Source organism: Coriobacterium glomerans PW2 (genome assembly GCF_000195315.1).
Lineage (GTDB): Bacteria > Actinomycetota > Coriobacteriia > Coriobacteriales > Coriobacteriaceae > Coriobacterium > Coriobacterium glomerans.
In genome coordinates this window covers 1,655,164-1,678,825 of sequence record NC_015389.1, presented here as the reverse complement: position 1 = coordinate 1,678,825, position 23,662 = coordinate 1,655,164, and the positions used below count along the sequence as shown (strand labels likewise).

Genomic DNA, 23,662 nt, shown 5'->3' with positions numbered 1-23,662 from the left:
CACGACCGAGGTGCTCTTTCCTGCCATGCCCAGCGGAGGTGACGTCCGTGCTCGCATCATGAATGCGATCCTTCAAAAAGGGAACACTTCAACTCGATATGAGGAGCAGCTCATCTGCGCGCGCAGATCTCTGCTTTGAGGTTCAATCGAAGCTCTGCGAAGTGTCCATAGAAGGAGGTTGCCCGCATGGCGAGCAGATATGATGCCTTAGCGCGGATCATCATCCAAAATGTCGGCGGTACGGAAAATATCGTCACCGTCAAGCACTGCGTGACCCGTCTGCGCTTCATACTGCGAGATGAGGGGAAGGCGAACACAGAGGTTCTGGAGGCTACCGAAGGCATCCTCAAGATCATGCGAGCCGGAGGTCAGTATCAAGTCGTTATCGGGCCCAACGTGGGCGACGTCTACGATGCCGTGCTCGATGTCGGTCATCTCACAGGAGAAGGGCTTGTCGATGCGGACGGATCTGAGCCTGCGGGGGAGGGGCGGCCGAAGGGCGCGCTGAGCATCCTTATTGATGTCGTCTCGGGTATCATTCAGCCGTGCTTGGGGCTGCTCTCAGCCGGTGGCATCATCAAGGGTCTGCTCGCCCTGTTCACATTCTTGGGCTGGATGCGCTCAACTGACGGCACCTACCAGGTGCTTTATGCTGTCGGCGATGGGGTCTTCTATTTCTTGCCCATTGCGTTGGGATACACATCGGCCAAGAAGTTCGGCTGCTCGGAGTTCACGGGCATGGCCCTCGGCATGGCGCTGTGCTATCCGGCGATGGTCAACTCGAATCCCTCGGCCCTCGGCTCGACGGCCCATGCCCTGGGCACCGTCTTGGCCGGCACGCCCTTCGCCATGAGCTACTCAATGACGTTTCTGGGAATCCCGATCATCATGCCCGCATCCGGTTACACCGCAACCGTCGTCCCGATTATCTTGGCTGTTTGGTTCGCCGCGCATATCGAGCGGCCGCTGCATGAGAAGATTCCCGCTGCCATCAGTTTCTTCACGGTGCCGCTTGTTACATTTTGCGTCGGGACCGCTGCGATGTATCTGCTTATCGGCCCGGTTGCTTCGGTTCTCACGAACGCGGTGCTGCTCATCTTCAACACGCTCTACGCGCTGCCTGTCGTCGGGGGCATCGTGGCCGGGGCGCTGTTGGGCGGCTTTTGGCAGGTGCTTGTCATCTTCGGTCTGCATTGGGCGCTCGTTCCGCTCGCGTTGGCGAATATCGGCTCTCAGGGATTCGACCTCGTGCTCTCTCCCCAGTTCGGCTGCACGTTCGCGCAGATCGCTGTCGTGTTCGCGCTCTACCTGAGATCACGGGACACCAAGTTCAGGCACATCGCGCTGTCGGCTATGGTCACGGGTCTGTTCGGGACCACTGAGCCGGCGATTTACGGGGTGACGCTGCCGCGCAAGAAACCCTTCGTGATCGCCTGCATCGCCGGCGCGCTATCGGGTGCCTATATCGGGGGTATGGGCATCGCGAGCTATGTGTCGGGTTATTCCGGCATCACCGGATTCGCCTGCTACATCAACCCCTCGGGTGATCTCTCCGGTTTGATCAACATGATCATCGCCGTCGCCGGCGCGATGCTGATCGCTTTCGCGCTGACGCTCGTCTCCTGCAGAACCGACGCCGCGCAGGCAAAGACGCGACACTGAGCTCAGACCCACGAGCCGCGGCCCATGATGGACCGCGCGCCGTCCAGGCGCGACCGCACCCAAGTCGACCGGCTTAACGACGCGCACAGCTTGAATGCGGGCATATAATGCTCAATGACATGTATCAGCCCTTTTGAAACGAGGAGTGATCATATGGGTCTTTTCGACAGGCTGCTGAAACACGAGCCGGCCGCGGTGCCCCCACCCACCGGTGTCGACGTGCACCCGGAGGCCGATACGCTGTACGCTCCGGTATCCGGACGCGTCGCCACGATGGCCGAGGTGCCCGATCCTGTTTTCAGTGGAGAGGTGCTGGGCGCTGGCTGCGCCGTGTGGCCGGATGGCGATGTGATCTACGCACCGGCGTCGGGCAAGGTGAGCGTCACGATGGGTCATGCAGTCGGCCTCATCACCGACGACGGAATCGAGCTGCTCGTGCACATCGGGGTCGACACCGTGAACCTTCAGGGAAAGGGCTTCACCGGCTTCGTCAAGCAAGGAGACGCGGTGAGCGCGGGTCAGGCGCTCATCAGGTTCGATAGCGATGTCATCAAGGAGGCCGGCTACGAGGACTGCGTGGTGCTCGCCGTCTCCAACACCGCGGAGTTCGCCGATGTCGCAATGATCGCCCAAGCGGGCTCGACGGTCTCGGCGGGAGATGCCGTGGTGAAGATCACACGCAAGTAGCGAGCGGCAATTTCACCGCGTGAAACGGGATGACCCAGGATCGCGCCGCGCCGCTCGCAGGGGGGGGGCATCGATATGCTTGAATTCTCGCACAGGATAGGCGATCCGGAAGGGTTGCACGCGCGGCCCGTCGCCCAAATCGCCGCCGAGGCCCGCAAATGGTCCAGCGATATCATCATCGGATGCGCGGGTCGCTCGGTGTCGGCGCGCGACCTCATGGCGCTCATGGCGCTCGGTGCGCATCAAGGTGATACGCTTGATGTGATCGTTGAGGGCGAAGATGAGCGCGCCGCGGCCGAGGGAATCCGTCGGGCGCTCTCATTGTAGACGCGCAGGGCTTGGAGGAAACATGGCAACGCTGTATCTCGTTCGGCACGGCCAGACGCTGTTCAACCGACTGCACCGCAAACAGGGCTGGTGCGATTCCCCCCTGACCGAGCTGGGCATCGAGCAGGCGAAGACGACGCGTGATTGGCTCCGCGCACGCGGCATCGCATTCGACCATGCTTACTCGAGCACCTCTGAGCGGGCGTGCGACACGCTTGAGCTGATCGTGCCCGGCATGGATTACGAGCGGGTGAAAGGGTTGCGTGAATGGAACTTCGGCACCTTCGAGGGACTCACCGAGGATACGAATCCCCCGCTTCCCTACGGCGATTTCTACAAGCCGTTCGGCGGTGAGGGGGAGATGGAGTTTCGCGAGCGCCTGATGTGCACGCTGACGCAGATCATGGAGCGCCCGGGACATCTGAGCGTACTGTGCGCGACTCATGGCGCCGCATGCGCCCAGGTCTTGCGCGCCTGCGGTCATGAGACTCTGAGGACCGGCGAGCATATGGGCAATTGCTGCGTGATCACGCTCGGCTTCGATGGAGGCGATCTCAGCGCGAAAGCGATCGACAATCCGAACGACTGATGGTGCACGCGGATGCGCATCCAAGAGGCACAACGCGATAGAGGGGGCGAGCGATGGCATTCAGCGTGAAGGATGTTCAGGACATCTCAGGCTATGTGTGCATCGATCTCGATCGAGACGAACTCGTCGAGATGCGCGATTATCTGAACGAGGCGATCGATCTGCTCGAGCCCATCCTCGAATACGATACGTCTGACGTCGAGCCGACGTTCTATCCGATCGGGGACCTCTCCAATGTCGTGCGCGAAGACGCCATCGCATCGGCGCGGTCCCTTTCGATCGAGGAGGCGCTCGCCAACGCGGCGAGCACGCGCGGGAGAAGCTTTTTGATCCCGCAGATATTGGGAGGGGAACAGGACAGGTGAGGGTGCGAGGGTTCGACGAGCTGCAAGCGCGCGAGATCGCAGCCGGGATCTCAGCCGGTGAGTTCAGCGCTCGCGAGATCGCCTGCGCCTCACTCGATGCCATCGAGAGGCGCGATAGCGAAATCGGAGCTTTTCTGCAGGTTACGCCCGAACTTGCAATCGAAGCCGCTGATCGGCTGGATAGGGCGCGCGCCTCCGGCGACAAGCTTCCGGCTCTCGCCGGTGTGCCGTTGGCGATCAAAGACAACATGAACCTCCTGGGCACGCGGACCACATGCGCCTCGCGCATGCTCGAGTCCTACGAGTCGCCCTTCACGGCGACATGTGTCGCGCGCATGCTCGATGCGGGCTGCCTGCCGATGGGAAAGGCGAACATGGACGAGTTCGCGTTCGGCTCCTCGACGGAGAGCTCGGCATTCCACCGCACGAACAACCCATGGGACACGGCGCGCGTTCCGGGAGGCTCCTCAGGGGGATCGGCGGCAGCGGTCGCAGCCGGCGAGGTCGTCTTGTCGCTCGGCTCCGACACCGGCGGATCGACTCGCCAGCCCGCCTCGCTGTGCGGAGTGGTGGGCATGAAGCCGACCTATGGGGCGGTGTCGCGCTACGGTGTGGTGGCCTTCGGGTCCTCGCTCGATCAAGTTGGGCCCATCGGCCGTACCGTCGAGGACGTGGCTTGCGCCATGGATGCGCTCACGTCGGGCGGTCGCGATCCTCTCGACGCCATGAGTCGAGACGTGCCGGCGGATTTCCTTTCATTTCTCGACATGCCCCTGGATGGGTTGCGCTTTGGCATCGCACCGACCCTCATGGAAGTCGAGGGGCTGAGCCCGGAGGTCGCGTCGGCTCAGGAAAGGGCCTCGCGCGCGCTCGAGGAACAGGGGGCGACCCCGGTAGAAATCGAGTTGCCTCACCTGAATGCCGCCATCGCGGCATACCACGTCATCGGTTCCGCCGAGGCCTTCTCCAATCTCGCTCGCTTCGACGGCATCCGCTATGGATACCAGCAACCGGGATGCAAGACGCTTGGCCAGCAGATCTCTCGCTCCCGGGCGCGAGGTTTCGGTGCGGAGGCGAAGCGCCGCCAGCTGCTCGGTGCCTATCTTCTGTCCACGGAGGCCTATGAGAGGTACTACATCGCCGCGCAGAAGGCCCGCACGCTTATCACGCGCGATTATGAAGAGGCGTTTCGGCAGGTTGACGTGATCCTCATGCCCACGAGTCCAGGCGTGGCGTTTCGGTTCGGGGAGATCGAGGATCCCACGAGGATGTATCTTTCGGATATGTTCACGATCTCCATCAACATCGTCGGCAACGCCGGCATCTCGGTGCCGGCAGGGCTTGGCGAAACCTCGCATCTTCCGGTGTCCGCCCAGCTCGTGGCTCCCGCCTTCCACGATCGCGAGCTGCTCGGCTGGGCTCGCGCGCTCGAGCGCGGCCTCAGTGGGCAGGCGGGGTCCCAGACGGCCGGTCGCGTCGCGCCGGACTTCGCGGGAAGAGGCGGTGAGATCGCATGAGAGAACTCGCATGCGCGCTCGAGCGCTGGGAGGCGGTGATCGGGCTCGAGATCCACACCGAGCTCACCGAGCTTGAGACGAAGATGTTCTGCGGCTGCCGGATCACCCACGATGAGGCGCCCAACTCGAACGTGTGCCCGGTGTGCCTGGGTTTTCCCGGCGCGCTGCCGGTTCCCAACAAGCGTGCGATCGAGTCGATCGTCATGGCAGGGCTCGCAACGAACTGCGAGATTCGCCGGCGTTCGATGTTCTATCGCAAGCACTACTTCTATCCAGACATGGCGAAGAACTTCCAGACCACGCAGGGCCCGATCGCGCTGTGCATGCATGGCCGCCTCGATCTGGAGGTGCCGGCCTCCGCCGCCGCCGAGCGGGGCGATCTCGCCGGCGAGCCGCACGGAGAGGCCATCGTTGCGAGCAAGGCACGAGGCGCTTCCGCCGGCGAGCACGGATTCAGGCCGACCGGGTACGGCGCCTCGGCACCTCTCGCACCCGAGCGTCGCCCAGATGGGTCCTACATCGCACCCATCAGGATCCTGCGCATCCACATGGAAGAGGATGCCGCGAAGATGGTTCATATCGGCGGCGCGGAAGGTCGGATCACAGAGGCGCACGAGAGCCTGATCGACTACAACCGCTGCGGAACTCCTCTGATCGAGCTGGTCACCCTGCCTGATTTGCGCACGCCTGAGGAGGCTCGTCTGTTCATGGAGGAGCTGCGCCGCATCTTCATCGCCCTTCGCATCTCAGATTGCTCGATGGAGAGCGGATCGATGCGCTGCGACGCCAATGTGAGCCTACGGCCCCGCGGCAGCACCGAGTTGGGGGTCAAGACCGAGCTCAAGAACCTGAACTCATTCAAGAGCCTGCACGACGGACTCGCCTATGAGATCCGTCGTCAGGCGGACGTGCTCGAGCAGGGGGGCACCGTATATCAGGAGACTCGACACTGGGAGCCCGCACGCAAGCGCACGGTGGTGATGCGCGTGAAGGAGTCCGCCGACGACTACCGGTTGTTTCCCGACCCGGATCTCGCTCCGTTCGCGCTCGCCGACGAGTTCATCGAGGCATGTCGCAAGAGGTTGCCCGAGCTCCCCCAGGCCTTGCGCGATCGCCTCGTGACGCAATTCGGGATCAGACGCGCCGATGCGGCCCAGATCGCATCTGATGCGGATCTCGCCCGCTTCTTCGAGAGGGCTGCGGCAAACTGCGATCGGCTGCGTGCGCAGACCATCGCGAACCTGCTGCTCAATGAGGTCGTCTCGTATCTGAAGGCGGCGAGGACGCCACTCGCTGAAAGCGGGATCGCCCCCGAGCGGCTCTGTGCGCTCGCCGCGCTCGTGGAGGACGAGACGATCTCGTACAGCCGGGTACCGGAGGTCATCGAGGTGATGGCGCGCACAGGAGAGGACCCCGGGGCGATCGCAGATGCGCGCGGAATTCGTCAGGTGAACGATGACGCCTGCCTCGAACCCGTCGTCGAGGAGGTGCTGCGCGCCTGCCCCGGGCAGATCGCCCAGTACCGCGCCGGAAACGAACGGGTGCTCGGCTTCCTCATCGGGCAATGTATGAAGGCGAGTCGCGGCACGGGCAACCCCCGGCGTTTCGGCGAGCTGCTGCGCGCATCGCTTGCCTGAGTGGGGGGGGCAGCTCGCCTGTGCGCGTGCAATCAGCACGCCGGCCCCGCTCGACACCTCATGGCGCGCGATCGAAGAATTTAACCGCATCGTGTGACGGACCGGATGATGAGCCGTGCACGGGTAGACTGAGGTTGTCGCGGGTTTTGTCCGCAAAGGATGCGACGATACGATATTCCCACGCTGAGAGGAGACCTCATGAGAGGTTACGCGATGCTCAAGATCGGCGAGTCCGGCTGGATCGAGAAGGACGTTCCCGCCTGCGGGCCGAGAGACGCGATCGTCAAGCCCCTGGCGGTCGCTATCTGCACATCGGATGTGCACACGCTGTGGGAGGGCGCGATCGGCGAGCGCCACAACATGATCCTGGGCCATGAGTCCTGCGGTGAGATCGCAGAGATCGGCGAGGAGGTCGCGGATTTCAAGCCCGGCGATCGGGTGCTCGTGCCCGCCATCACACCTGACTGGAGCTCGCTGGCGGCGCAGGCGGGATTCGCGATGCACTCGGGCGGCATGCTCGGCGGCTGGAAGTTCTCCAACTTCAAAGACGGTGTATTCTCGGAGTTCTACCATGTCAACGATGCCGATGGCAATCTGGCGCATCTGCCCGAGAACATCGACCCGGTCGATGCGTGCATGCTCTCGGATATGGTGCCGACCGGTTTTCACGCAGCCGAGCTCGCCGATGTGGAGTTCGGCGATGTCGTGCTCGTCATTGGCATCGGCCCGGTCGGCCTCATGAGCGTCGCCGGAGCAGCGATGCGCGGAGCCGCTCATATCATCGCGGTCGGCAACCGGCCGGTCACCGTGGAGGTTGCGCGTCGCTACGGTGCAGACGATTTCATCTCCTACAAGAACGGTCCCATCGCCGAGCAGGTGCTCGAGCTGACCGGAGGCGTACCCGTCGACAAGGTGCTCGTCGCCGGCGGGGACGGCACCACATTCGAGGAGGCCGTCAAATGCGTCAGGCCCGGCGGAAAGATCGGCAACGTGAACTATTTGGGATCCGGAGAGTTCGTGACGATCCCTCGTGTCGAATGGGGCGTCGGGATGGGCCACAAGGAGATCATCGGCGGGCTCATGCCCGGCGGTCGCCTGCGCATGGAGAAGCTCGGCGCCCTCGTCGCGCGCGGGCGGCTGGATGTGCATCCGCTCATCTCCCATATCTTCGAGGGATGGGATCATCTCGAGGAGGCGCTGTTCCTCATGCGCGACAAGCCGGCCGATCTCATCAAGCCGGTCGTCAGGATCGAGGAGTAGAGCGCGACCGGTCAGCGCGGGTTCGCTCTGCCATCGGCAGTGATCACGTCGCGCCGACGGATTGCAATCGCAAGAGCATGAACGGCGCGGCGCGCAGGCAGGACGCCCGGTGCACCTCGCTTCGGATGCGCACGGGCGCGCCTTCGCCACTGGGCGGGGGCGCCCGTTTGCACTCGCACCTATGAGATCACTGAGATCTGTCACGCTTTGACGCGATGGGCTCCAAGCGCACCGAATCGTCCGCCTCCCTCGTCTAGCGCGACAGATTTCTGGAGGGTGCATTATATAGAGATCTAGTCCATAAAAAGAATATCGGGAATCCGCTCCTCAACTCATCTAAAGCGGGGTATGAACCATGGCGTCTGTACGATCGCTATGCGGCCGATTGCGAGTCCGCGCACGGAAGGACGGTTCACTATGGTCAGAACCGCTGATAGAAGGTATGACAGATCGGCCTTGATAGCATTCGCTCTGCTCGTGGGCTTTATGGCTGCTCTCATGCTATCCCCCAAACAGGCGTGGGCCGAGACTGCCGGCGCCTTTGAGGTGACCGGAGGCACAAAGGGGGTTGATTGGACATATGAGACCCTTGCCGGTCAAGAAGACACCAATATCGTCAGAGTGCAGAACGGCGCCAACGTCACGATCTCCATGGCTGCGGGCAAAGACACCGCCACAGAAGACGGCATCGCCGTCGCCGATGGCGCGCATGCGGCGATCACGCTCGACAGCGTCAAGATCTCGTATGCCGGCTACTCCAAAGTGCTCGCCATCGGAATGTCAACTGGGGTTCTCGATCTGACCCTCAAGGGCACAAGCTCGATCACGGGCCCGGGGTCCGAGACTCCCGTGCTCGTGCCGAATGGCTCCACGCTCAACGTTACGAAGGCATCCACGGGGACGCTCACCGTCACCGCTCCGGGCGGAGCCGGTATCGGCGGCGGCAACGCTACGTCTACGGGAGCGATCTCCATCTCAGGTGGCACGCTCAACGTCACCGGAGGAAGGGGCGCGGCAATCGGCAATCTGAGCGGCAACTCCGGCGACGGGCGCATCACGATCTCGGGAGGAACCGTCGTCGCGAACGGATACAACTCGGCCTTGGGCGGCTGGACCGCCGCGACCAAGGGAGCCATCACCATCACCGGCGGCAACGTGACCGCCACCAGTCAGCATGCGGCGGCGATCGGCGACATGAACAGCGGTGCCGTCGGTACGATCACCATCTCGGGCGGGACGGTGAAGGCGACGTCCAATAGCTCGGCTGCCGGTATCGGTGCCGCCTATCAGAGCTCATCGGGCGGAGAAATCACCATCTCGGGCGGTGACGTGACCGCCCAGGGCAGCAGCTCGGCCGGCATCGGATCGGCGACCCGCTCCCCGCAGGGCAAGATCAGGATCACCGGGGGCACGGTACATGCCAAGGCGGGGCGCGGCGCGGGGATCGGTGCCGGACTCGACAGCACCGGCGACACCGATATCACCATCTCTGACAGCGACGTCACCGCCACAGGCGTCTCCGGGGCGGGCATCGGCACCGGCACCGGAGATTCGCACGCGATCATAACCATCTCGAATGCGACCGTGCATGCGGATTCCAACGCGGGCTCCGGCATCGGGGACGGCTACGGCGGCACCGGCAACGTTGACATCACCATCTCGAAGAGCACCATCGTGGCCTCGGGATACAACGGTGCAGGTGTCGGTGGATGGTCAAGCGGCAACAAGGGCAACGTGAGCATCACCGGCGGAGACGTCACGGCGACGTCGATGAGCGGTGCCGCTGGAATCGGTGGCGGATACGATGGCGGAGCCGGAACGATACTCATCAAGGGCGCGACGGTCCGCGCTACGGCCATCAACGGAGCCTGCGGCATCGGTGCCGGAAGCACCGGTTTCGACGATACGTCGTCGATCACGCTCGATGACGCGCAGGTGAGCGCAAAGGGCTCGGGGTCGGGGGCTGCCATAGGTCTCATGCCCAGTCTGGTGGACAACAAGGCGAGCGCCGTGATCTCGATCACAGGTGGCAAGATCATCGCGGTCGGCGATGAGAACGGCGGAGGCGGGATCTGCTGCAGCTCCGGCGGATCCGCCGACGGCAAGATCACCATCTCCAACTCAGACGTGACATCGAAGGGCGCGACGTCGAGCGCCGGGATCGGCGGAGGCGCCTACAGTCCGGCAGGCGACATCCAGATAACCAACAGCACCGTCGTCTCCGTTTCCGGCTACGGTGCGGGCATCGGCGGCGGAGAGCGCGGCGGCAAGGGCACCATTCACATCACCGGCGGCGACATCACCGCGACCGGCGGGTCCGGCGCGGGCATCGGCGGCGGCGCCACCGAGCCGGCCGACTCGGTCGGCGCGATCGTGCTCGATCAGACGAAGGTGACAGCCACCGGTTCCGACCAGCAGCCGGGTATCGGCGGCGGATCCGAATCGACCGGCGGCTCGATCACCGTCACAGGTGGTCAGATCATCGCGACCGGCGGAGCCGGTGGCTCCGGCATCGGTAGCGGAGCAGGCGGCTTCGGCGCGGTGATCGTGATCAAGAGCGGCGTCGTCACCGGGACCGGAGGAGCGAAGGCACCCGGAATCGGCAGTCGGGCCCGGGCCAACTCGACAGGCAAGGTCTCCATCTCCGGCGGTTCCATCTTGGCCGTCCCCGGCGAGGGATCCAAGGCCATCGACTCCGACGCGATCTCGATCACCGGCGGCATCTACGGCAAGGGCGCAGCCGCCGAGCTTCCGGGCACCGACACGGGCCGCGCCTACGAGTGGGCGCCGGATCAGGGCTACGTCGCCCTGGACAACGTCGAGGGCGCGACGAAGGGCACCTACCCCATCAGGATCTACCGTCTCAAGACCTACGGCCTGTCGGGCAAGACCGAACTCGAGAAGGTCTACGACGGCGCGGCACCCGATGTCGGACTGTTCGCCCTGAGCGACGGCGACCAGGGGATCCCGGGCTTCGACGGTCTCGTGGCGAGTGCGAGGTTCCGCTATCGCGCGGGGGACGGCGACTGGGCGGACGGCTTGCCGAAGGACGCCGGCACCTACTCGACGGAGGCGACGGTCGGCATCGCACGGGACGATACGGCCTACATCGCCTATGCGCCGACAGGGCCGCTTGAAACGAAGCTGACCATCGATCGCAAACCCATCGAGATCTCCTCGGCGACCGTGGCATCCAAGGACTGGGACGGCAAGCGCGATGCGACTCTGGATTCGGTTGAGTTCAAGGGCCTCATCGACGGCGAAGCGCTCGCCACTCCTCAGGACTACACCGCGACCGCTCTGTTCGACGACGCTGAAGCCGGCACGGGAAAGTCGGTGATCGTGACCGCCGACCTCGTCGAGAACGGGCCGGTGGCGAAGAACTACATTCTGGCTGACGGCAAGGGCACTTTCAAGACCACCGCGGACATCCGTCCGACCGGCGGCGGCGACGACCATGGCGGCGACGATCACGGTGGGAACAACAACGGTGGCGGCGACCACGGTGGAAACAGCAACGGCGGCAACGGCAACGGGGCGAACAGCGGCACCCGCGACGGTCGCGGCCCGAGCAGCGGTTCCGGGCGGAATGGCTCGAGAGGCGCTCGCGGCAGCCTGGCCTCGACCGGTGACATCGCAGGCTTCTCGTCCTTCATCGCCTTGGCGGCGGGAGCGGGCGCGATCGGTCTGGCGGCGGCTTTCCGTCGGCGCACCGAGCGCTGAGACACGCGGCAGTGCTCTTCGAGGGCCCCGGGCATCGCGCCCGGGGCCCTTTGCGCAGCTTCACTCGAAGGTCGCTGATCTCTTGAGCGGGCTGCGGGCACAGCACAGCTCGCACGCTCTGAGCATAAACGCGATGATCGGCTCCCCTCGGAGTCTCAGGGGACTCCTTGCTGTCTTGGCTTTGAGCCGAGCCGATGGGGGGGGGGGACATCCGAGAAATGCTGCCGACCCGAGGATGAAACCGTAGGCGGGCGGCGGTATCAGCTTCTGCTCCGCAGCATGATGCGGGATTGGGTGAGAAAAAGGGGATGGCGACGCGATGATCGCCATCCCCTTGCCGCTTCCTAAGATCGTGCGGCGCTACCGCCCGAGCTCGGTGTTGTCCTCGGAGCGGTCGCGAAGCTCAGGAACTGGGCTTTCCTTGTCCTCGAAGCGATAGTCCCTGCCGTCGACGCCTTGCATCTTCTGTATGACGACATGACTGGGCACATCCTCCGCATTCCCGTTGACATGCTTGTTCCAAGCGAAGAAGCGGTAGTCATCGGGCAGCTCATTCACATCGACGAACTTCTCCTCCTGCGCGGTGAGCTCGACCTGCTCGGCGAGAATCGAGCGGACGTAGTCCTTCTGAGGATGCAGATCGAGCAGATCGGGGTACTTTCCGTCCGGGATCATCTGGCTCCACTCCGTTCCCTCATAGCTCTTGAGCAGATCTGCCGCCTTGTGCAGGTGCGCGACCTCCTGGTCGAAATGGCGCTCCCAGATCTTCTTGACCGCAGGATCGGTCTCCGTCTCGAGGAACGAATAGTAAACATAGGTCTCCATGTACTCGCGCAAGAGCATGTTCTCGAGCCATGTGCCTTTCGGATCGAGCAGATCGCCATAATGGGTCACATGGTCCTCTTCGACCATGGCGATCTCCTGATACAGATCGCGTCCGGGGCCCTCTTCCATCTGGTTGCCGATGTTCATGTAGAAGTTCATCGTCTGCTGCTCGCCGGCCGTCAGGATGAGCGCGCCGAGCGTGGTCCGGATGTCGTGTTTCTTCACGTCTCCCGGCTTGCGGACGGCGTCGAAGGGGTGCCTGTGATGGGAGATGGTCGGTCTTCCCGGGGTGATCTCGATGGTGGCCATGACCAGGGACTCCGCGGGGATGTTCTCGTTGAGCTTCATCAGGTTGGAGTAGCGATAGAGGTGGTCGAAGTCCTCCAGGAGCGCGAAGTCCATGCACGACTTGGCATATGAGTCGGGTTCGTGGATCGCCAGCCACGCGGTCAGGTCGACGGCCAGTTGCTCATAGCCGATCGTGAGTTCCAATGGGGTCTCATCGGAGGGCGACAGCCAGTTCACGCGTTTCTGCTGAGACTGCTCCAAGGCCCGTGTGAGAGCGATCTCGCGCCTCAGATCGTTGTCCGGGCAGTTTCTGTTGAAGTTATGCCCGAACATGACGGCTTCGACCTCGATGCCGTTCATGAGGATGATGCGGCACTTGGTGTATGGATCGACCTCCGCCTTGTTATAGGGTTTGACTGCGAGATCCTTCCAGGTGAACAGAAGTGTGTCTTTGTCGGCTCTCCGTTCCAGCTCGAATGGGTTCATAGCGCGTCCTTTCACTCGTTGCGGGTCGTTGAGCTCGAATCATGCGCACCGCATCCGCGCCGCGCGGCATCCGGCATCGTCGATGTCGGAGCCGATTCGCTCAACACAGGGCTTTCTACCCGTGCAGAGCGTGGCTTTGCGTGATGAGCGGATCCTCCATCTTCCCCTGCGCGGCTCTCGATATCAAAGGATGCGTCGCATCGTTGCAAAGATCTGCTCAAGCGGCAATTAGAAAAGCAATGCCAAACAATGGATCAGACAGACTGATGCACGGGGACCTGCACGCGAGCATGAAGGTCTTGCGGTGTGTTCTCAAGGCGCTGGCATACTTGTAGATTCCGCCGCCTCCTCACCAGCAGCCTTTGTAACAATATCAAACTAAAAGTTTACATCTATAGTACAACACATTAAAATGCAAACTGTTTGTTTTCATATCCGATGAAAGGGGATCCTGTGAACTTGAGAAGATTGCGAGGGCGTCTGCTGGTCGGGGCAACGATGTTCCTCCTGCTCGGCGTCGGCGCATCCGTTCGTGCGGCCAACATGGCGTATGCAGATGACGATGCGGGGCAGAATCCGCTTGCGGCAGACGAACAGAACAGTTCCCCGGAACAAAAGAATGACCCCGACGCGATCTCGACGCCTGAAAATGCGTCAACCCACACAGTCATCTTCATCGTCGGCCAAGACTCAACGACATTGAAGGAGGTCCACGTACCCGACGGCCAAGCGGTCGCCGACCCGGGGTACAAGGAATCCGGAATCTTTGATGATGCAAACAAGCCGTACTACAACGACCATCATTTTGATTTCGTCGGATGGCGCATCGGCGATCAGACCGAGTTCGCTGAGGCGTCAGACATCACCAAGGATCTGTACGATTTCAAAAAACCCGTCAGCGGTGATTTGAAGCTGAGCGCTGTCTATGCGTTTGATCAGCATAAAGTATATATGAATGTACTTTTCAATCCTTATGTGCCTTTTAGTTCTGATCTTCGCGGTGATCCTGATCCATATGAGGTCACCCCCATCAGCATCCTTTCTGGCAAAACCATGAAAGAGGCACTTGACAATCAACATGAGTGCGGCGATTTCTTTACGCTTGGGATAAATTCGAAGTCCAGTGTGATGATGGAGCCGGGAATGCCTCATCCCGGCAATCCGAAGTACATCTTCAACGGATGGTTCGATCAATACGGGCATCAGTACACCAAGGACACTCCCATTGATAAAGACGTGCATCTGCTAACCTCATGGCGCCTCAAAGGAGCAAATACAAATGTAAATATTTTATTTGGAAGTGCGGAAATACTTCAAGTTGATGGCATTCTGCATGGCCCCAACGTCCCCGATGGTGCAAAAATCGTTCTGAATTGCCCCATCCCCTCAGCTAGTGAGTATGATAAGCTTCCGTTCAATTTTACCGATGGATGCCTCTGTTCTATCAGCCCTAAACTTTTTGTGAATGGCAAGGAGATTCATAACGGGTTTGGGTCTTTTAAGCTTAGTTGCGCTATTACGCTTGATGAGTACAAAGGAGCAAATGCTTTCGACGTGTTCAGCATCCATATGGATGGAACTGTTACCTCAGAGCGAAAACCCATTACTAATAATATAGCGTCCCTGCAGATATCAGATCTGTCGGATGTGACCTCGATGTTTTGGGTTGTTGTGAAGGCGCCCAATGGCGGCAACGACGATTCCGGCGATGGTGCAGGCGGCGGCACGACAAACGACGATAACAGCAAGTCCGACGATTCGCAGAATAACAATCCCGACCAGGTGCAGAACGACACCACGGAAGAAGGGCCCATCCCGGGGACAGGTGATGGCAACTCTCCTGCTATAGCGGGAGCGCTCGCTGGTCTCGGTTCTGTCTTTGCAGCAGGCGGATATATCTGCCGTCGCAACTCGTAGCTTGATGGGCTGTCGATGCAGAATGAACGTGAAGTGATGAGCAGGCGGCAGAGATCACCATGGACCATGTCGCGGCAGCGATATCGGGAGCCTCAGAGCACGTGTGCTGAGGCTCCCCGCCAGCAACGTGATCGGCGATCCCGCCCCTCTTTTACAGAAAACCCGATGGGATGCCGGCACCGCATCAGCTCTCTTGATAAGGGTCTTTTTTTGCCGAGCATCATATTTGGACGACGCCGGATTCTGGGCGGTCGCGTGCTCTTTGAGACCATTGTGAGACCAGCTGATCGGTTGAATCGACCAGATCTATAGCGCTTCGGTTGAAGGACATCCTTGAGCTCGCTTAAGCCCAGCCGATTGATACCAGCCGAAAATGCGACATGAAGAATGTAGAGGCGATTAAAATGAATGGCAGAAAAGCTGACAATCTGAGCGGCAGCAGGGCGGGGAGCACTCCCGATGCTGGGCTGAGTCCTCTTGAGCCCCAGCCGGATCATATGGGAAGCGAAAGCGTAGGGGAGCATGCGCAAAGCATGGTGGACTCCGAGAGCGTTCCTATCGTTCAAAGCGAGAATGGTAACAACAAGGGCAAGAATCCCAAGAAGCGCAAGGCGGTTATAGCAACCGCTCTGATTGTGGCGGTTCTTGCATGCGGTGCCGGGGCTGTGTACGGAAACAGCTACCGCGAGCAGGCCAGCAAGCACAATCAGGAGGTCGAGCAGGCCTACAGCAAGCTGGACCCCGCCAAGCATCTGGATCAGGTGAATCTGGCCGACCTTGATCTGGATCATATGATCGAGCGGATCGATGGGTATCAGAAGTCACTGGATCAGGTCAAGAAGGATTCCAACGACAACAATCTGAAGTACGCTGACGGTACGGATCAGGACTGGGGCAAGCTTGAGACCGAGTACAGCAAGCGGATCAAGAATGTTCAGGACGTGCAGATCAAGAAATGGCAGGATGCGGTTGACGAGCAGGCCAACTTCAACGTGGACGGTACGGACAATCTTGACGATTTGAACCAGCGTCTGGGCGCTCTGAACAGCGTGCTTGAGACCGTTCAGAAGGACGAGGTTGCCAAGAAGTTTTGGAGCATGCCCGGTTCCAGCAACGAAAAGCTTGTGAAGTCAGCGCAGGATCAGGTTACCCGTTTCCAGGCTCGTATCGATGCGGTGACCCAGGCCAAGGCTGATGCTGCAAAGAAGGCTGCCGAGGACGAGGCGGCGCGCAAGGCTGCTGCAAATTCAAATAACAGTGGCGGGGCTGCGCAACCCAAGGCTGGTGGCGGTACCGGTGGCGGTCAGCCTGCTGGTGGCGGTGCTGGCAAGCCTGCTGGAGGTGGCGGCGGGTCCAAGCCCAGCAGCGGTCCTCGCCCTACTGGTAAGTGGAAAACACATTTTTATGAGGATGGCAGTAGTTCAACCACATATCAGTGGTCGGACGGTTCATGGCGTACTGCTAATGGACAAATTGATCCTTGGGGTATATTAGATAATTAAAATTATATATGGTTTATATGGCGGATGGAAGGGTGAGGCTCAATGCAATCTTATGAATCTGGGTCTGCAGGTGCTGAAGGTGCGAGGGTTGCGGTTGTTGCGTCGCCAGCTCTTTTAGCCCGCTCTGGATATGCCAAGCGCTTCTAAGACGAGCTGCTCAATTGCCAGTCTCTCTTGATCCAACTATTTGTTATTGAGGCAACTGCCGCGTGAAGCGGCTTGAGCAGTACGACGGTCTCCCCACTAGCTTGGGTGCGAGCTGAAGGCGATTTTCGAGACCTGCCCGCGTCGTATAACAGCAAAAGGGCTTGCAGCGATGCGTCCGTCCGCGAGCAGCCGAAGACATGTTGTCCATTAGCGTCGCACTCCGCATAAATGCGGTTTGCAGTCAACGGGACGGTCTAGCAGATCGAATCTTGACTATCAGGTATCTCCGGACCGGTATCCGCCTGCTCGAAGGCGAACAACTCTGATAACGTTATGCCGTAAAGTGAGGTCAGCGCATACAGCGTGCTGAGCTTCGGAGCGCGTTTACCCTGCTCGATATAGCCAATGGAAACTCTGTCCATGCCGAGGAGCTCCCCGACCCGCTCTTGCGAATAGTGGTTTGCCTTGCGAAAAGCCTGAAGATGGCGGCCAAGACGTTTCTGGAATAGATGAAAGCCCTCAATTTGCATGTTGCCAAAACTATCGGGGGCTCTTTGTTTTAGCTACAAACAGATAGTTTGCATGCTCGCATCGGCAAACCATTTCGACATGCCCTTCCAGTGCCGCAGATTAATTCAGATTTCGCCAGCACCTTTTGGGCAGCGGATGATAACAGCTCATTCGATAGTCTGTATCATTTTTTACATCTAATCGGACAGGTTTTGACAAACGCAATGTACATATCGCAGCGCATAGGGACGCGCATGGGCAAGTGGAAGCGCTTCGCCGCTTCGAATTCCGCAGGGTGTTCATCAAGAACACGGGGCGACAGCGACTTACTGAGGTACCACCTTTCTCGATGCTGCGGACCTTGGGCTCCGCAGCGCCTCGAATTATAGAGCAAAAGCGCCACAGAAGTGACCATATGCCCTTGCGCGCGGCGACGCGCCCTCGGGTTCCTAGTCGGTTCGATCTTAGTCTGAGCCATACCGGCTACGTGCTCAGACGCATTCCCCTAAGATGACGCCGCACGAGGGGCGGGGAACTCCCTCGATTGACGCGCTGTCAGTTTAACTAAGTAGCGAGAGCCAGTTGAGGCTCGAAAGACCTGTTGTTGTCAATTCAATTTGACCATACATTCGTTTGGCTTGGCGAGGAGACCACGGCCTTTTTTTTTGGCCTCCTCCCCTCATGCGCTGAACGTGGCATGTGCCTTTGGCCCTCGAATCCGTTGCCAAAACCTCCTTCGCCGCCATCGGGTTACCAAGACAATAACGAAATGCAAGAAGAACGACGAAATAAAAAGCCCTTTTTACCTGCGATAACAGGAAAAAAGGGCTTGTATTGTCTGGTGGAGGCGCGGAGAATCGAACTCCGGTCCACGAAAGCTCCCTGATCGGCATCTCCAGGCTCAGTCGCCGGTTGAGATTCGGTTCCCTTGCGCGCGGCGACGCGCCCTCGGGTTCCTAGTCGGTTCGATCTTAGTCTGAGCCATACCGGCTACGTGCTCAGACGCATTCCCCTAAGATGACGCCGCACGAGGGGCGGGGAACTCCCTCGATTGACGCGCTGTCAGTTTAACTAAGCAGCGAGAGCCAGTGAAGGCTCGAAAGACTTGTTGTTGTCAATTCAATTTGACGGTACCCCTGTTTAACGTGGCGAGGAGACCACGGCCTGCTTCCTCTCTCAGAGCTATCGCGTCGAAACCAGTCGCCCCCTCGCAAGAGAGGTCGATACCGACCTGTCAATGAACACGCAGCACGCGTGCTGCGGACCATGTATTCTACCACGTTCACTGAGATAGTTGCGGAGAGGAGGTGAAAACAGCGGTCTGCATCTGGTGGGATGACGTGGAGTTCTGCTTCATCATCGACCCCTCCGTTTGCGATTCCCCTCGGTGTGGTCCAAGATGGAATCGAAAGATATGCGGGCGCATGCCCGCGCTCAGAGAGCGCGGCTCTCGCGAGGGACAAAGGAGGGGCCATGGCAGTCGAGCATCCAGATGCGGCATCCAAGTCGGTGGCGCTCGTGCTCGAGGGAGGCAGTTATCGCGGGCAGTTCACAGCCGGCGTGATCGATGTCCTGCTCGAGCACGGTATCGAGACGGCTGCCGCATACGGGGCATCTGCGGGGGCTCTGAACGGGCTCAACTACAAGTCGCGCCAGATCGGTCGGGCCAATCGCGTCAATCTGGCGTTCTGCGATGACAGCCGCTATATCGGTGCGCGTTCCTTCGCTGCGACCGGCAGCTTCATCGGCTACGATTTCCTGCTCAACGAGATTCAGCTGCGTCTCGATCCCTTTGATGATCAGGCCTTCCAAGCCAATCCGATGCGGCTTTTCGCCGTCGTCACCGACATCGTGTTCGGCACGCCGGCTTACTTGGAGGTCGCTTCGACGCAGCGGGATCTCGACGTGGTCCGCGCGTCCACGTCGCTGCCGCTCATGGCTCCGCCGGTCGAGATCGACGGCCACTTCTACCTGGATGGGGGCATCGCGGACTCGGTGCCGGTCGAGCGCGCTCTCGAGGTCGACGGCTTCGATCGCGCGCTGGTGGTGCTCACGCGCGAACGCGCCTATCGCAAGGAGCCCTACGAGCTCATGTCCGCCGCCCGTGCGCGCCTGCGGGCCTATCCCTATCTGCTTGACGGCCTGGCGACGCGGCATGAGCGCTACAACGCGCAACGAGAGCGCATCTGGGACTACGAGCGGGCGGGCCGCGCCCTCGTGATCGCACCCGAGCGCCCAGTCGAGGTCGGCCATATCGAGCGCGACGCGGAGAAGCTGCTCGATCTCTATCTTCAGGGCCGCCGCGCCGCCGAACGCGATCTCGAGAGCATAGGCGCGTTCGTCGCTCGGTGAGCGCTCCCGTGCGCGTCGCGCTCCTATTGCCCCTGCACCTTTTCTGCGCAAGGAGGTCGCTGCGCGCCGCGCACGATGCCGACCGACCTTCTGTGCAGAATGTCTGCGAGGCCGCCGAATACATGTTGACGCGAGGAAAACAGGCGGTATACTCAACAGGTTACTTCACAGAGCCCCGTGAATCTCTGTCAAGACACGTATCGTATCTGGAGGAATCAAGTGATTCAGAAGTCGACTCACTATGCCAAGCAGGGTGAGGTGGCCCGCACATGGGTCCTCATCGATGCCGATGGCGCCATTCTGGGACGTCTCGCCACCCAGATCGCACAGATCCTGCGCGGTAAGACCAAGCCCCAGTTCACACCCAACTCGGACTGCGGCGACTTCGTGGTTGTCATCAACGCCGAGAAGGTCAAGCTCAGTGGCAACAAGGCGGACCACAAGGTCTATTATCGGCACAGTGGCTACAACGGCGGCCTCAAGGCCGAGAGCTATCGCTCGGCCATGGAGAAGCATCCCGAGAGGATCATCGAGCATGCTGTTCGCGGCATGCTGCCCAAGACGACGCTCGGCCGCAAACAGCTGACCAAGCTCAAGGTCTACGTCGGCGAGCAGCATCCCCATGCAGCGCAAAACCCCGTCAAGATCGAGCTGGAGGCTTAACCCATGGCTGAGAACACCGTCGTCTATCAGGGCACTGGCCGCCGCAAGAACGCCGTGGCCCGCGTCCGTCTCATTCCCGGCACCGGCAAGGTGATCGTCAACAAGCGCGATGCCGCCGCCTACTTCGGTCGTCAGCGGCTCGTCGATGTGGCGTGCGCGCCCTTCAAGGTGACCGATACCGTCGACGCCTTTGATGTCATCGCGCTGTGCAATGGCGGTGGCATGAGCGGTCAGGCGGGTGCCGTGCGCCTGGGCATCGCTCGTGCGCTGCTTCGCGCCGGCGACTATCGCGCCGATCTCAAGCGCGCCGGGTTCCTCACGCGCGACGCGCGCGTCGTCGAGCGCAAGAAGTACGGCCTCAAGAAGGCCCGCCGCGCTCCTCAGTTCTCAAAGCGCTGAGCCCGCTTCCTCGAAGGATCCGGATGTGCAAGCGGGACCTGCCGACATGCTCGGTGGGTTCCGCTTTTCATTTGATCATTGCAAGGGCGTGCCAGGGAACAGGATCTCGTATCAATAAGGAGCCGAAGCCATGACTCGAAACCTTTTCGGAACCGACGGCGTCCGCGGGGTCGCCAATCAGGATCTCTCATGCGATCTCGCCTTCTGCCTGGGCCGCGCCGCGGCGCGCTTTCTGGGCCCCGACATCTGCGTCGGGCGCGATACGCGCCTGTCGGGCACGATGCTCGAGAGCGCGCTCACAGCGGGCATCATGGTCGAGGGCGGCCGGCCGCACTGCTGCGGCATCATCCCGACACCTGCCGTCGCGCTGCTGACGGTTCAGTCCGGCTTGGACGGGGGCATCGTGATCTCGGCGTCGCACAACCCGCCCGAGTTCAACGGCATCAAGTTCTTCAGCTCCAAGGGAATGAAGCTTCCCGACGAGCTCGAGGAGGAGATCTCGGCGTGGGTCCTCTCCGACGCCGCGCATCGTTCCGAGGGGCTGCCCACCGGCGCGAAGGTCGGATCTATCGTCAAGATGAGAGATGCGCGCGAGCGCTACATAGCTCATGCGATCGATACGGTCGAGGGCGGCTCGCTCTCCGGGCTCGTCGTCGCCGTCGATTGCGGGCACGGTGCCTCGTGCATGTGCACGCCGATCGCTCTGCAGCGACTGGGTGCCACGGTGCACGCCATCAATACCGGCTTCAACGGAACCGATATCAATGTCGAGTGCGGGTCGACGCATCTCGAGCCGCTGCGCGAGCTCGTCTTGCGCACCGGTGCCGATGTCGGCTTGGCTCATGACGGCGACGCGGATCGCGTGCTGTTCGTGGACGATCGCGGAGAGGAGATCGACGGCGATTTCATACTCGCGATCTGCGGGGCGGATCTGGCGGCGCGCGGCAAGCTCAAAGGTCGCGAACTGGTCTCGACGATCATGTGCAACCTGGGCTTCACCACGGCGATGCGCTCGCAGGGGTTCGAGGTCGTGCAGACGCAGGTGGGCGATCGCTACGTTTTAGAGCGCATGCTGGCCGATGGAGCCATCTTGGGCGGCGAGCAATCAGGCCACATCATCTTCCTGGAGCACAACACAACCGGAGACGGTCTGGTGACGGCCCTTCAACTGCTGTCGATCATGAAGCGATGCGAGCGCTCGCTGGCCGAGCTTTCCGGTATCATGAAACGCTACCCGCAGGTGCTCGTCAACGTGCACTCCGAGAGCAAGGACGCTCTTGATGACTGCAAGGCGGTTTGGGATGCCGTCCATGCGGTGCAAGCCGGGCTTGGCGAGCGCGGACGCGTGCTCGTGCGCACCTCGGGTACCGAGCCGCTCGTTCGCGTCATGGCCGAGGCGCAGAGTCACGATGCGGCGCGAGACGCGGTCGATCGCCTGGTCGAGGTGGTCAAGAGGGAGCTTCCGTAGTCGCGCTCGAGGTATCTTTCGGTCATCGAGGGGGATCATGCTCAAGCGTCTTATGAGGGAATTCAGATTCAGGGGCCGCAGCAGCGTGCTGCCCTCGCCCATGGCCGGCAGAGTCATCTCGCTTTCTCAGGTTCAAGATCAGACGTTCGCTGCCGGCCTGCTCGGCGAGGGCGTGGCGATCGAACCGACGGGCTGCGAGGTCGTCGCCCCGTCCGATGGCAAGGTGAAGGCGATTTTTCCAACCGGCTATGCGGTGGCGCTGCGCACCTGCGAGGGCTTCGATGTGCTGATCCATGTCGGCATCAGCACATCGGGTCTCAACGGGAGACACTTCAGAGTGCATGCGTCGGTTGGGGACAGCGTCAAGCAGGGTGATCTTCTGATCGAGTTCGACCGCGACGCGATCGTGTCAGAGGGTTATGATATGACGGTGCCGATCCTGATATGCAACTCTGCGGAGTTCTCGCGCATCAGATGCAAGATCGGCCAGACGGTCGAAGAACTTGACACGCTCATGTCAGCCAGAGAGCGCTAAAGTATAGGTGTCGCGATCTGCAGACATTTGGCAGATCGCGCCGCATCCGCATTCGGAGGAAGGAAACGCTATGCTGAAGATCATGCGCGCTCGTGATTATGATGACATGAGTCGGAAGACAGCGAATATCATATTGGCCCAAGTCATTCTCAAACCGACTTCGGTGCTCGGTCTGGCTACGGGCACGACGCCCATCGGTGCCTATGAGGCCATCATCAGGGCATATGAGCGAGGAGATGTCGATTTTTCCCAGGTTCAGACCTTCAATCTCGATGAGTATCGCGGACTTGCCAACGATGATCCGCAGAGCTATCACTACTTCATGCGCAAGCATCTGTTCGATAACATCAACATCGACCTTGATCATGTCCATGTGCCGGACGGCTCGAACGCGGATGCTGCAGCCGCCACCACTGCATATGACCAGATGATCGAGGATGCGGGTTTCTGCGACCTTCAGCTTCTCGGTATCGGACGCAACGGCCACATAGGCTTCAATGAGCCCGATGCGGCATTCTCCACCGGCACGCATTGCGTAGATCTCACGCGCAGCACCATAGAGGCCAACGCGAGGCTGTTCGAGCGCGAACAGGACGTACCGCGGCAGGCCTACACCATGGGTATCCAGTCCATCATGCACTCGCGCATGGTCATCATCGCTGCGGCCGGCGATGAGAAGGCCCAAGCGGTGCGCGATATGTGCCAGGGCCCTGTCGTGCCGTCCTGTCCGGCTTCCGTCCTTCAGCTCCATCCCAATGCGGTGCTCGTGGCAGACGAGTTGGCTCTTTCGCTGCTCTCCTGAT

Annotated in this window: 19 protein-coding genes and 1 other RNA gene; 17 read left to right on the top strand and 3 right to left on the bottom strand. The window is 60.9% G+C overall.

What is annotated here, in order from left to right; all coding sequences use genetic code 11:
* Positions 1 to 186 precede the first annotated feature (186 nt).
* The 9 genes from CORGL_RS07420 to CORGL_RS07380 all read left to right on the top strand — a co-directional run bounded on the left by CORGL_RS07420 (position 187) and on the right by CORGL_RS07380 (position 11,767).
* On the top strand, positions 187 to 1,662 hold the full coding sequence (locus CORGL_RS07420) for a PTS transporter subunit EIIC (RefSeq protein WP_013709283.1): 1,476 nt from the start codon (positions 187 to 189) through the stop codon (positions 1,660 to 1,662).
* Positions 1,663 to 1,815: 153 nt separating this feature from the next.
* On the top strand, positions 1,816 to 2,349 hold the full coding sequence (locus CORGL_RS07415; protein WP_013709282.1) for a PTS sugar transporter subunit IIA: 534 nt from the start codon (positions 1,816 to 1,818) through the stop codon (positions 2,347 to 2,349).
* Positions 2,350 to 2,424: 75 nt separating this feature from the next.
* On the top strand, positions 2,425 to 2,676 hold the full coding sequence (locus CORGL_RS07410; RefSeq protein ID WP_013709281.1) for an HPr family phosphocarrier protein: 252 nt from the start codon (positions 2,425 to 2,427) through the stop codon (positions 2,674 to 2,676).
* Positions 2,677 to 2,698: 22 nt separating this feature from the next.
* The gene (locus CORGL_RS07405) at positions 2,699 to 3,265 is read left to right on the top strand and encodes a histidine phosphatase family protein (protein WP_013709280.1); all 567 of its coding nucleotides are present in this window, start codon (positions 2,699 to 2,701) and stop codon (positions 3,263 to 3,265) included.
* Positions 3,266 to 3,318: 53 nt separating this feature from the next.
* The gene (locus CORGL_RS07400; RefSeq protein WP_013709279.1) at positions 3,319 to 3,630 is read left to right on the top strand and encodes an Asp-tRNA(Asn)/Glu-tRNA(Gln) amidotransferase subunit GatC; all 312 of its coding nucleotides are present in this window, start codon (positions 3,319 to 3,321) and stop codon (positions 3,628 to 3,630) included.
* Between the two features lie 2 nt (positions 3,631 to 3,632).
* Positions 3,633 to 5,147, top strand: a complete 1,515-nt coding sequence (gene gatA / locus CORGL_RS07395; RefSeq protein WP_013709278.1) for an Asp-tRNA(Asn)/Glu-tRNA(Gln) amidotransferase subunit GatA — start codon at positions 3,633 to 3,635, stop codon at positions 5,145 to 5,147.
* Positions 5,144 to 6,784, top strand: coding sequence for an Asp-tRNA(Asn)/Glu-tRNA(Gln) amidotransferase subunit GatB (gene gatB / locus CORGL_RS07390; protein ID WP_013709277.1), 1,641 nt, complete (start codon positions 5,144 to 5,146; stop codon positions 6,782 to 6,784). The genes gatA and gatB overlap by 4 nt, the downstream gene beginning before the upstream one ends.
* Positions 6,785 to 6,982: 198 nt before the next feature.
* On the top strand, positions 6,983 to 8,044 hold the full coding sequence (locus CORGL_RS07385; RefSeq protein ID WP_013709276.1) for an NAD(P)-dependent alcohol dehydrogenase: 1,062 nt from the start codon (positions 6,983 to 6,985) through the stop codon (positions 8,042 to 8,044).
* Between the two features lie 417 nt (positions 8,045 to 8,461).
* The gene (locus CORGL_RS07380) at positions 8,462 to 11,767 is read left to right on the top strand and encodes a YDG domain-containing protein (RefSeq protein WP_013709275.1); all 3,306 of its coding nucleotides are present in this window, start codon (positions 8,462 to 8,464) and stop codon (positions 11,765 to 11,767) included.
* A gap of 360 nt (positions 11,768 to 12,127) precedes the next feature.
* Here CORGL_RS07380 and CORGL_RS07370 read toward each other — a convergent pair whose 3' ends face one another.
* Entirely contained in the window at positions 12,128 to 13,366 is a 1,239-nt protein-coding gene (locus CORGL_RS07370) for a hypothetical protein (RefSeq protein ID WP_013709274.1), read from the bottom strand.
* Positions 13,367 to 13,819: 453 nt separating this feature from the next.
* Here CORGL_RS07370 and CORGL_RS07360 point away from each other — a divergent pair, with 453 nt between their 5' ends.
* Positions 13,820 to 15,283 carry a hypothetical protein gene (locus tag CORGL_RS07360; protein ID WP_013709273.1) on the top strand — a complete coding sequence of 488 codons (1,464 nt, stop codon included), beginning with the start codon at positions 13,820 to 13,822 and terminating at the stop codon, positions 15,281 to 15,283.
* A 380-nt stretch (positions 15,284 to 15,663) separates the two neighbouring features.
* Positions 15,664 to 16,785 carry a hypothetical protein gene (locus CORGL_RS07355; protein ID WP_041738698.1) on the top strand — a complete coding sequence of 374 codons (1,122 nt, stop codon included), beginning with the start codon at positions 15,664 to 15,666 and terminating at the stop codon, positions 16,783 to 16,785.
* Positions 16,786 to 17,186: 401 nt separating this feature from the next.
* Here CORGL_RS07355 and CORGL_RS07350 read toward each other — a convergent pair whose 3' ends face one another.
* Both CORGL_RS07350 and ssrA read right to left on the bottom strand, forming a co-directional pair.
* Positions 17,187 to 17,462, bottom strand: coding sequence for a helix-turn-helix domain-containing protein (locus tag CORGL_RS07350; RefSeq protein WP_049777701.1), 276 nt, complete (start codon positions 17,460 to 17,462; stop codon positions 17,187 to 17,189).
* 819 nt (positions 17,463 to 18,281) lie between these two features.
* Positions 18,282 to 18,650: a transfer-messenger RNA gene (gene ssrA, locus CORGL_RS09715) on the bottom strand.
* A gap of 265 nt (positions 18,651 to 18,915) precedes the next feature.
* On the opposite strand from ssrA, the gene CORGL_RS07345 reads away from it, so the two are divergent.
* The 6 genes from CORGL_RS07345 (at position 18,916) to nagB (ending at position 23,661) form a co-directional block, all read left to right on the top strand.
* Positions 18,916 to 19,794: a patatin-like phospholipase family protein gene (locus tag CORGL_RS07345; RefSeq protein ID WP_013709271.1), complete on the top strand. Its 879-nt coding sequence runs from the start codon at positions 18,916 to 18,918 to the stop codon at positions 19,792 to 19,794.
* Positions 19,795 to 20,013: 219 nt separating this feature from the next.
* Positions 20,014 to 20,457: a 50S ribosomal protein L13 gene (gene rplM / locus CORGL_RS07340; protein ID WP_013709270.1), complete on the top strand. Its 444-nt coding sequence runs from the start codon at positions 20,014 to 20,016 to the stop codon at positions 20,455 to 20,457.
* 3 nt (positions 20,458 to 20,460) lie between these two features.
* Positions 20,461 to 20,856 carry a 30S ribosomal protein S9 gene (rpsI, locus tag CORGL_RS07335; protein ID WP_013709269.1) on the top strand — a complete coding sequence of 132 codons (396 nt, stop codon included), beginning with the start codon at positions 20,461 to 20,463 and terminating at the stop codon, positions 20,854 to 20,856.
* A 130-nt stretch (positions 20,857 to 20,986) separates the two neighbouring features.
* Complete coding sequence (glmM, locus tag CORGL_RS07330; RefSeq protein WP_013709268.1) at positions 20,987 to 22,324, top strand: phosphoglucosamine mutase; 1,338 nt, start codon at positions 20,987 to 20,989, stop codon at positions 22,322 to 22,324.
* A 37-nt stretch (positions 22,325 to 22,361) separates the two neighbouring features.
* Positions 22,362 to 22,859: a PTS sugar transporter subunit IIA gene (locus tag CORGL_RS07325; protein WP_013709267.1), complete on the top strand. Its 498-nt coding sequence runs from the start codon at positions 22,362 to 22,364 to the stop codon at positions 22,857 to 22,859.
* A gap of 70 nt (positions 22,860 to 22,929) precedes the next feature.
* The gene (gene nagB, locus CORGL_RS07320; RefSeq protein WP_013709266.1) at positions 22,930 to 23,661 is read left to right on the top strand and encodes a glucosamine-6-phosphate deaminase; all 732 of its coding nucleotides are present in this window, start codon (positions 22,930 to 22,932) and stop codon (positions 23,659 to 23,661) included.
* Position 23,662 lies beyond the last annotated feature (1 nt).

Bases quoted from the DNA above. Each gene is read 5' to 3' on its own strand.
- CORGL_RS07420 (WP_013709283.1), top strand. From the start codon at position 187: ATGGCGAGCAGATATGATGCCTTAGCGCGGATCATCATCCAAAATGTC.
- CORGL_RS07415 (WP_013709282.1), top strand. From the start codon at position 1,816: ATGGGTCTTTTCGACAGGCTGCTGAAACACGAGCCGGCCGCGGTGCCC.
- CORGL_RS07410 (WP_013709281.1), top strand. From the start codon at position 2,425: ATGCTTGAATTCTCGCACAGGATAGGCGATCCGGAAGGGTTGCACGCG.
- CORGL_RS07405 (WP_013709280.1), top strand. From the start codon at position 2,699: ATGGCAACGCTGTATCTCGTTCGGCACGGCCAGACGCTGTTCAACCGA.
- CORGL_RS07400 (WP_013709279.1), top strand. From the start codon at position 3,319: ATGGCATTCAGCGTGAAGGATGTTCAGGACATCTCAGGCTATGTGTGC.
- gatB (WP_013709277.1), top strand. From the start codon at position 5,144: ATGAGAGAACTCGCATGCGCGCTCGAGCGCTGGGAGGCGGTGATCGGG.
- CORGL_RS07385 (WP_013709276.1), top strand. From the start codon at position 6,983: ATGAGAGGTTACGCGATGCTCAAGATCGGCGAGTCCGGCTGGATCGAG.
- CORGL_RS07380 (WP_013709275.1), top strand. From the start codon at position 8,462: ATGGTCAGAACCGCTGATAGAAGGTATGACAGATCGGCCTTGATAGCA.
- CORGL_RS07370 (WP_013709274.1), bottom strand. From the start codon at position 13,366: ATGAACCCATTCGAGCTGGAACGGAGAGCCGACAAAGACACACTTCTG.
- CORGL_RS07355 (WP_041738698.1), top strand. From the start codon at position 15,664: ATGAAGAATGTAGAGGCGATTAAAATGAATGGCAGAAAAGCTGACAAT.
- CORGL_RS07350 (WP_049777701.1), bottom strand. From the start codon at position 17,462: ATGCAAATTGAGGGCTTTCATCTATTCCAGAAACGTCTTGGCCGCCAT.
- CORGL_RS07345 (WP_013709271.1), top strand. From the start codon at position 18,916: ATGGCAGTCGAGCATCCAGATGCGGCATCCAAGTCGGTGGCGCTCGTG.
- rpsI (WP_013709269.1), top strand. From the start codon at position 20,461: ATGGCTGAGAACACCGTCGTCTATCAGGGCACTGGCCGCCGCAAGAAC.
- glmM (WP_013709268.1), top strand. From the start codon at position 20,987: ATGACTCGAAACCTTTTCGGAACCGACGGCGTCCGCGGGGTCGCCAAT.
- CORGL_RS07325 (WP_013709267.1), top strand. From the start codon at position 22,362: ATGCTCAAGCGTCTTATGAGGGAATTCAGATTCAGGGGCCGCAGCAGC.
- nagB (WP_013709266.1), top strand. From the start codon at position 22,930: ATGCTGAAGATCATGCGCGCTCGTGATTATGATGACATGAGTCGGAAG.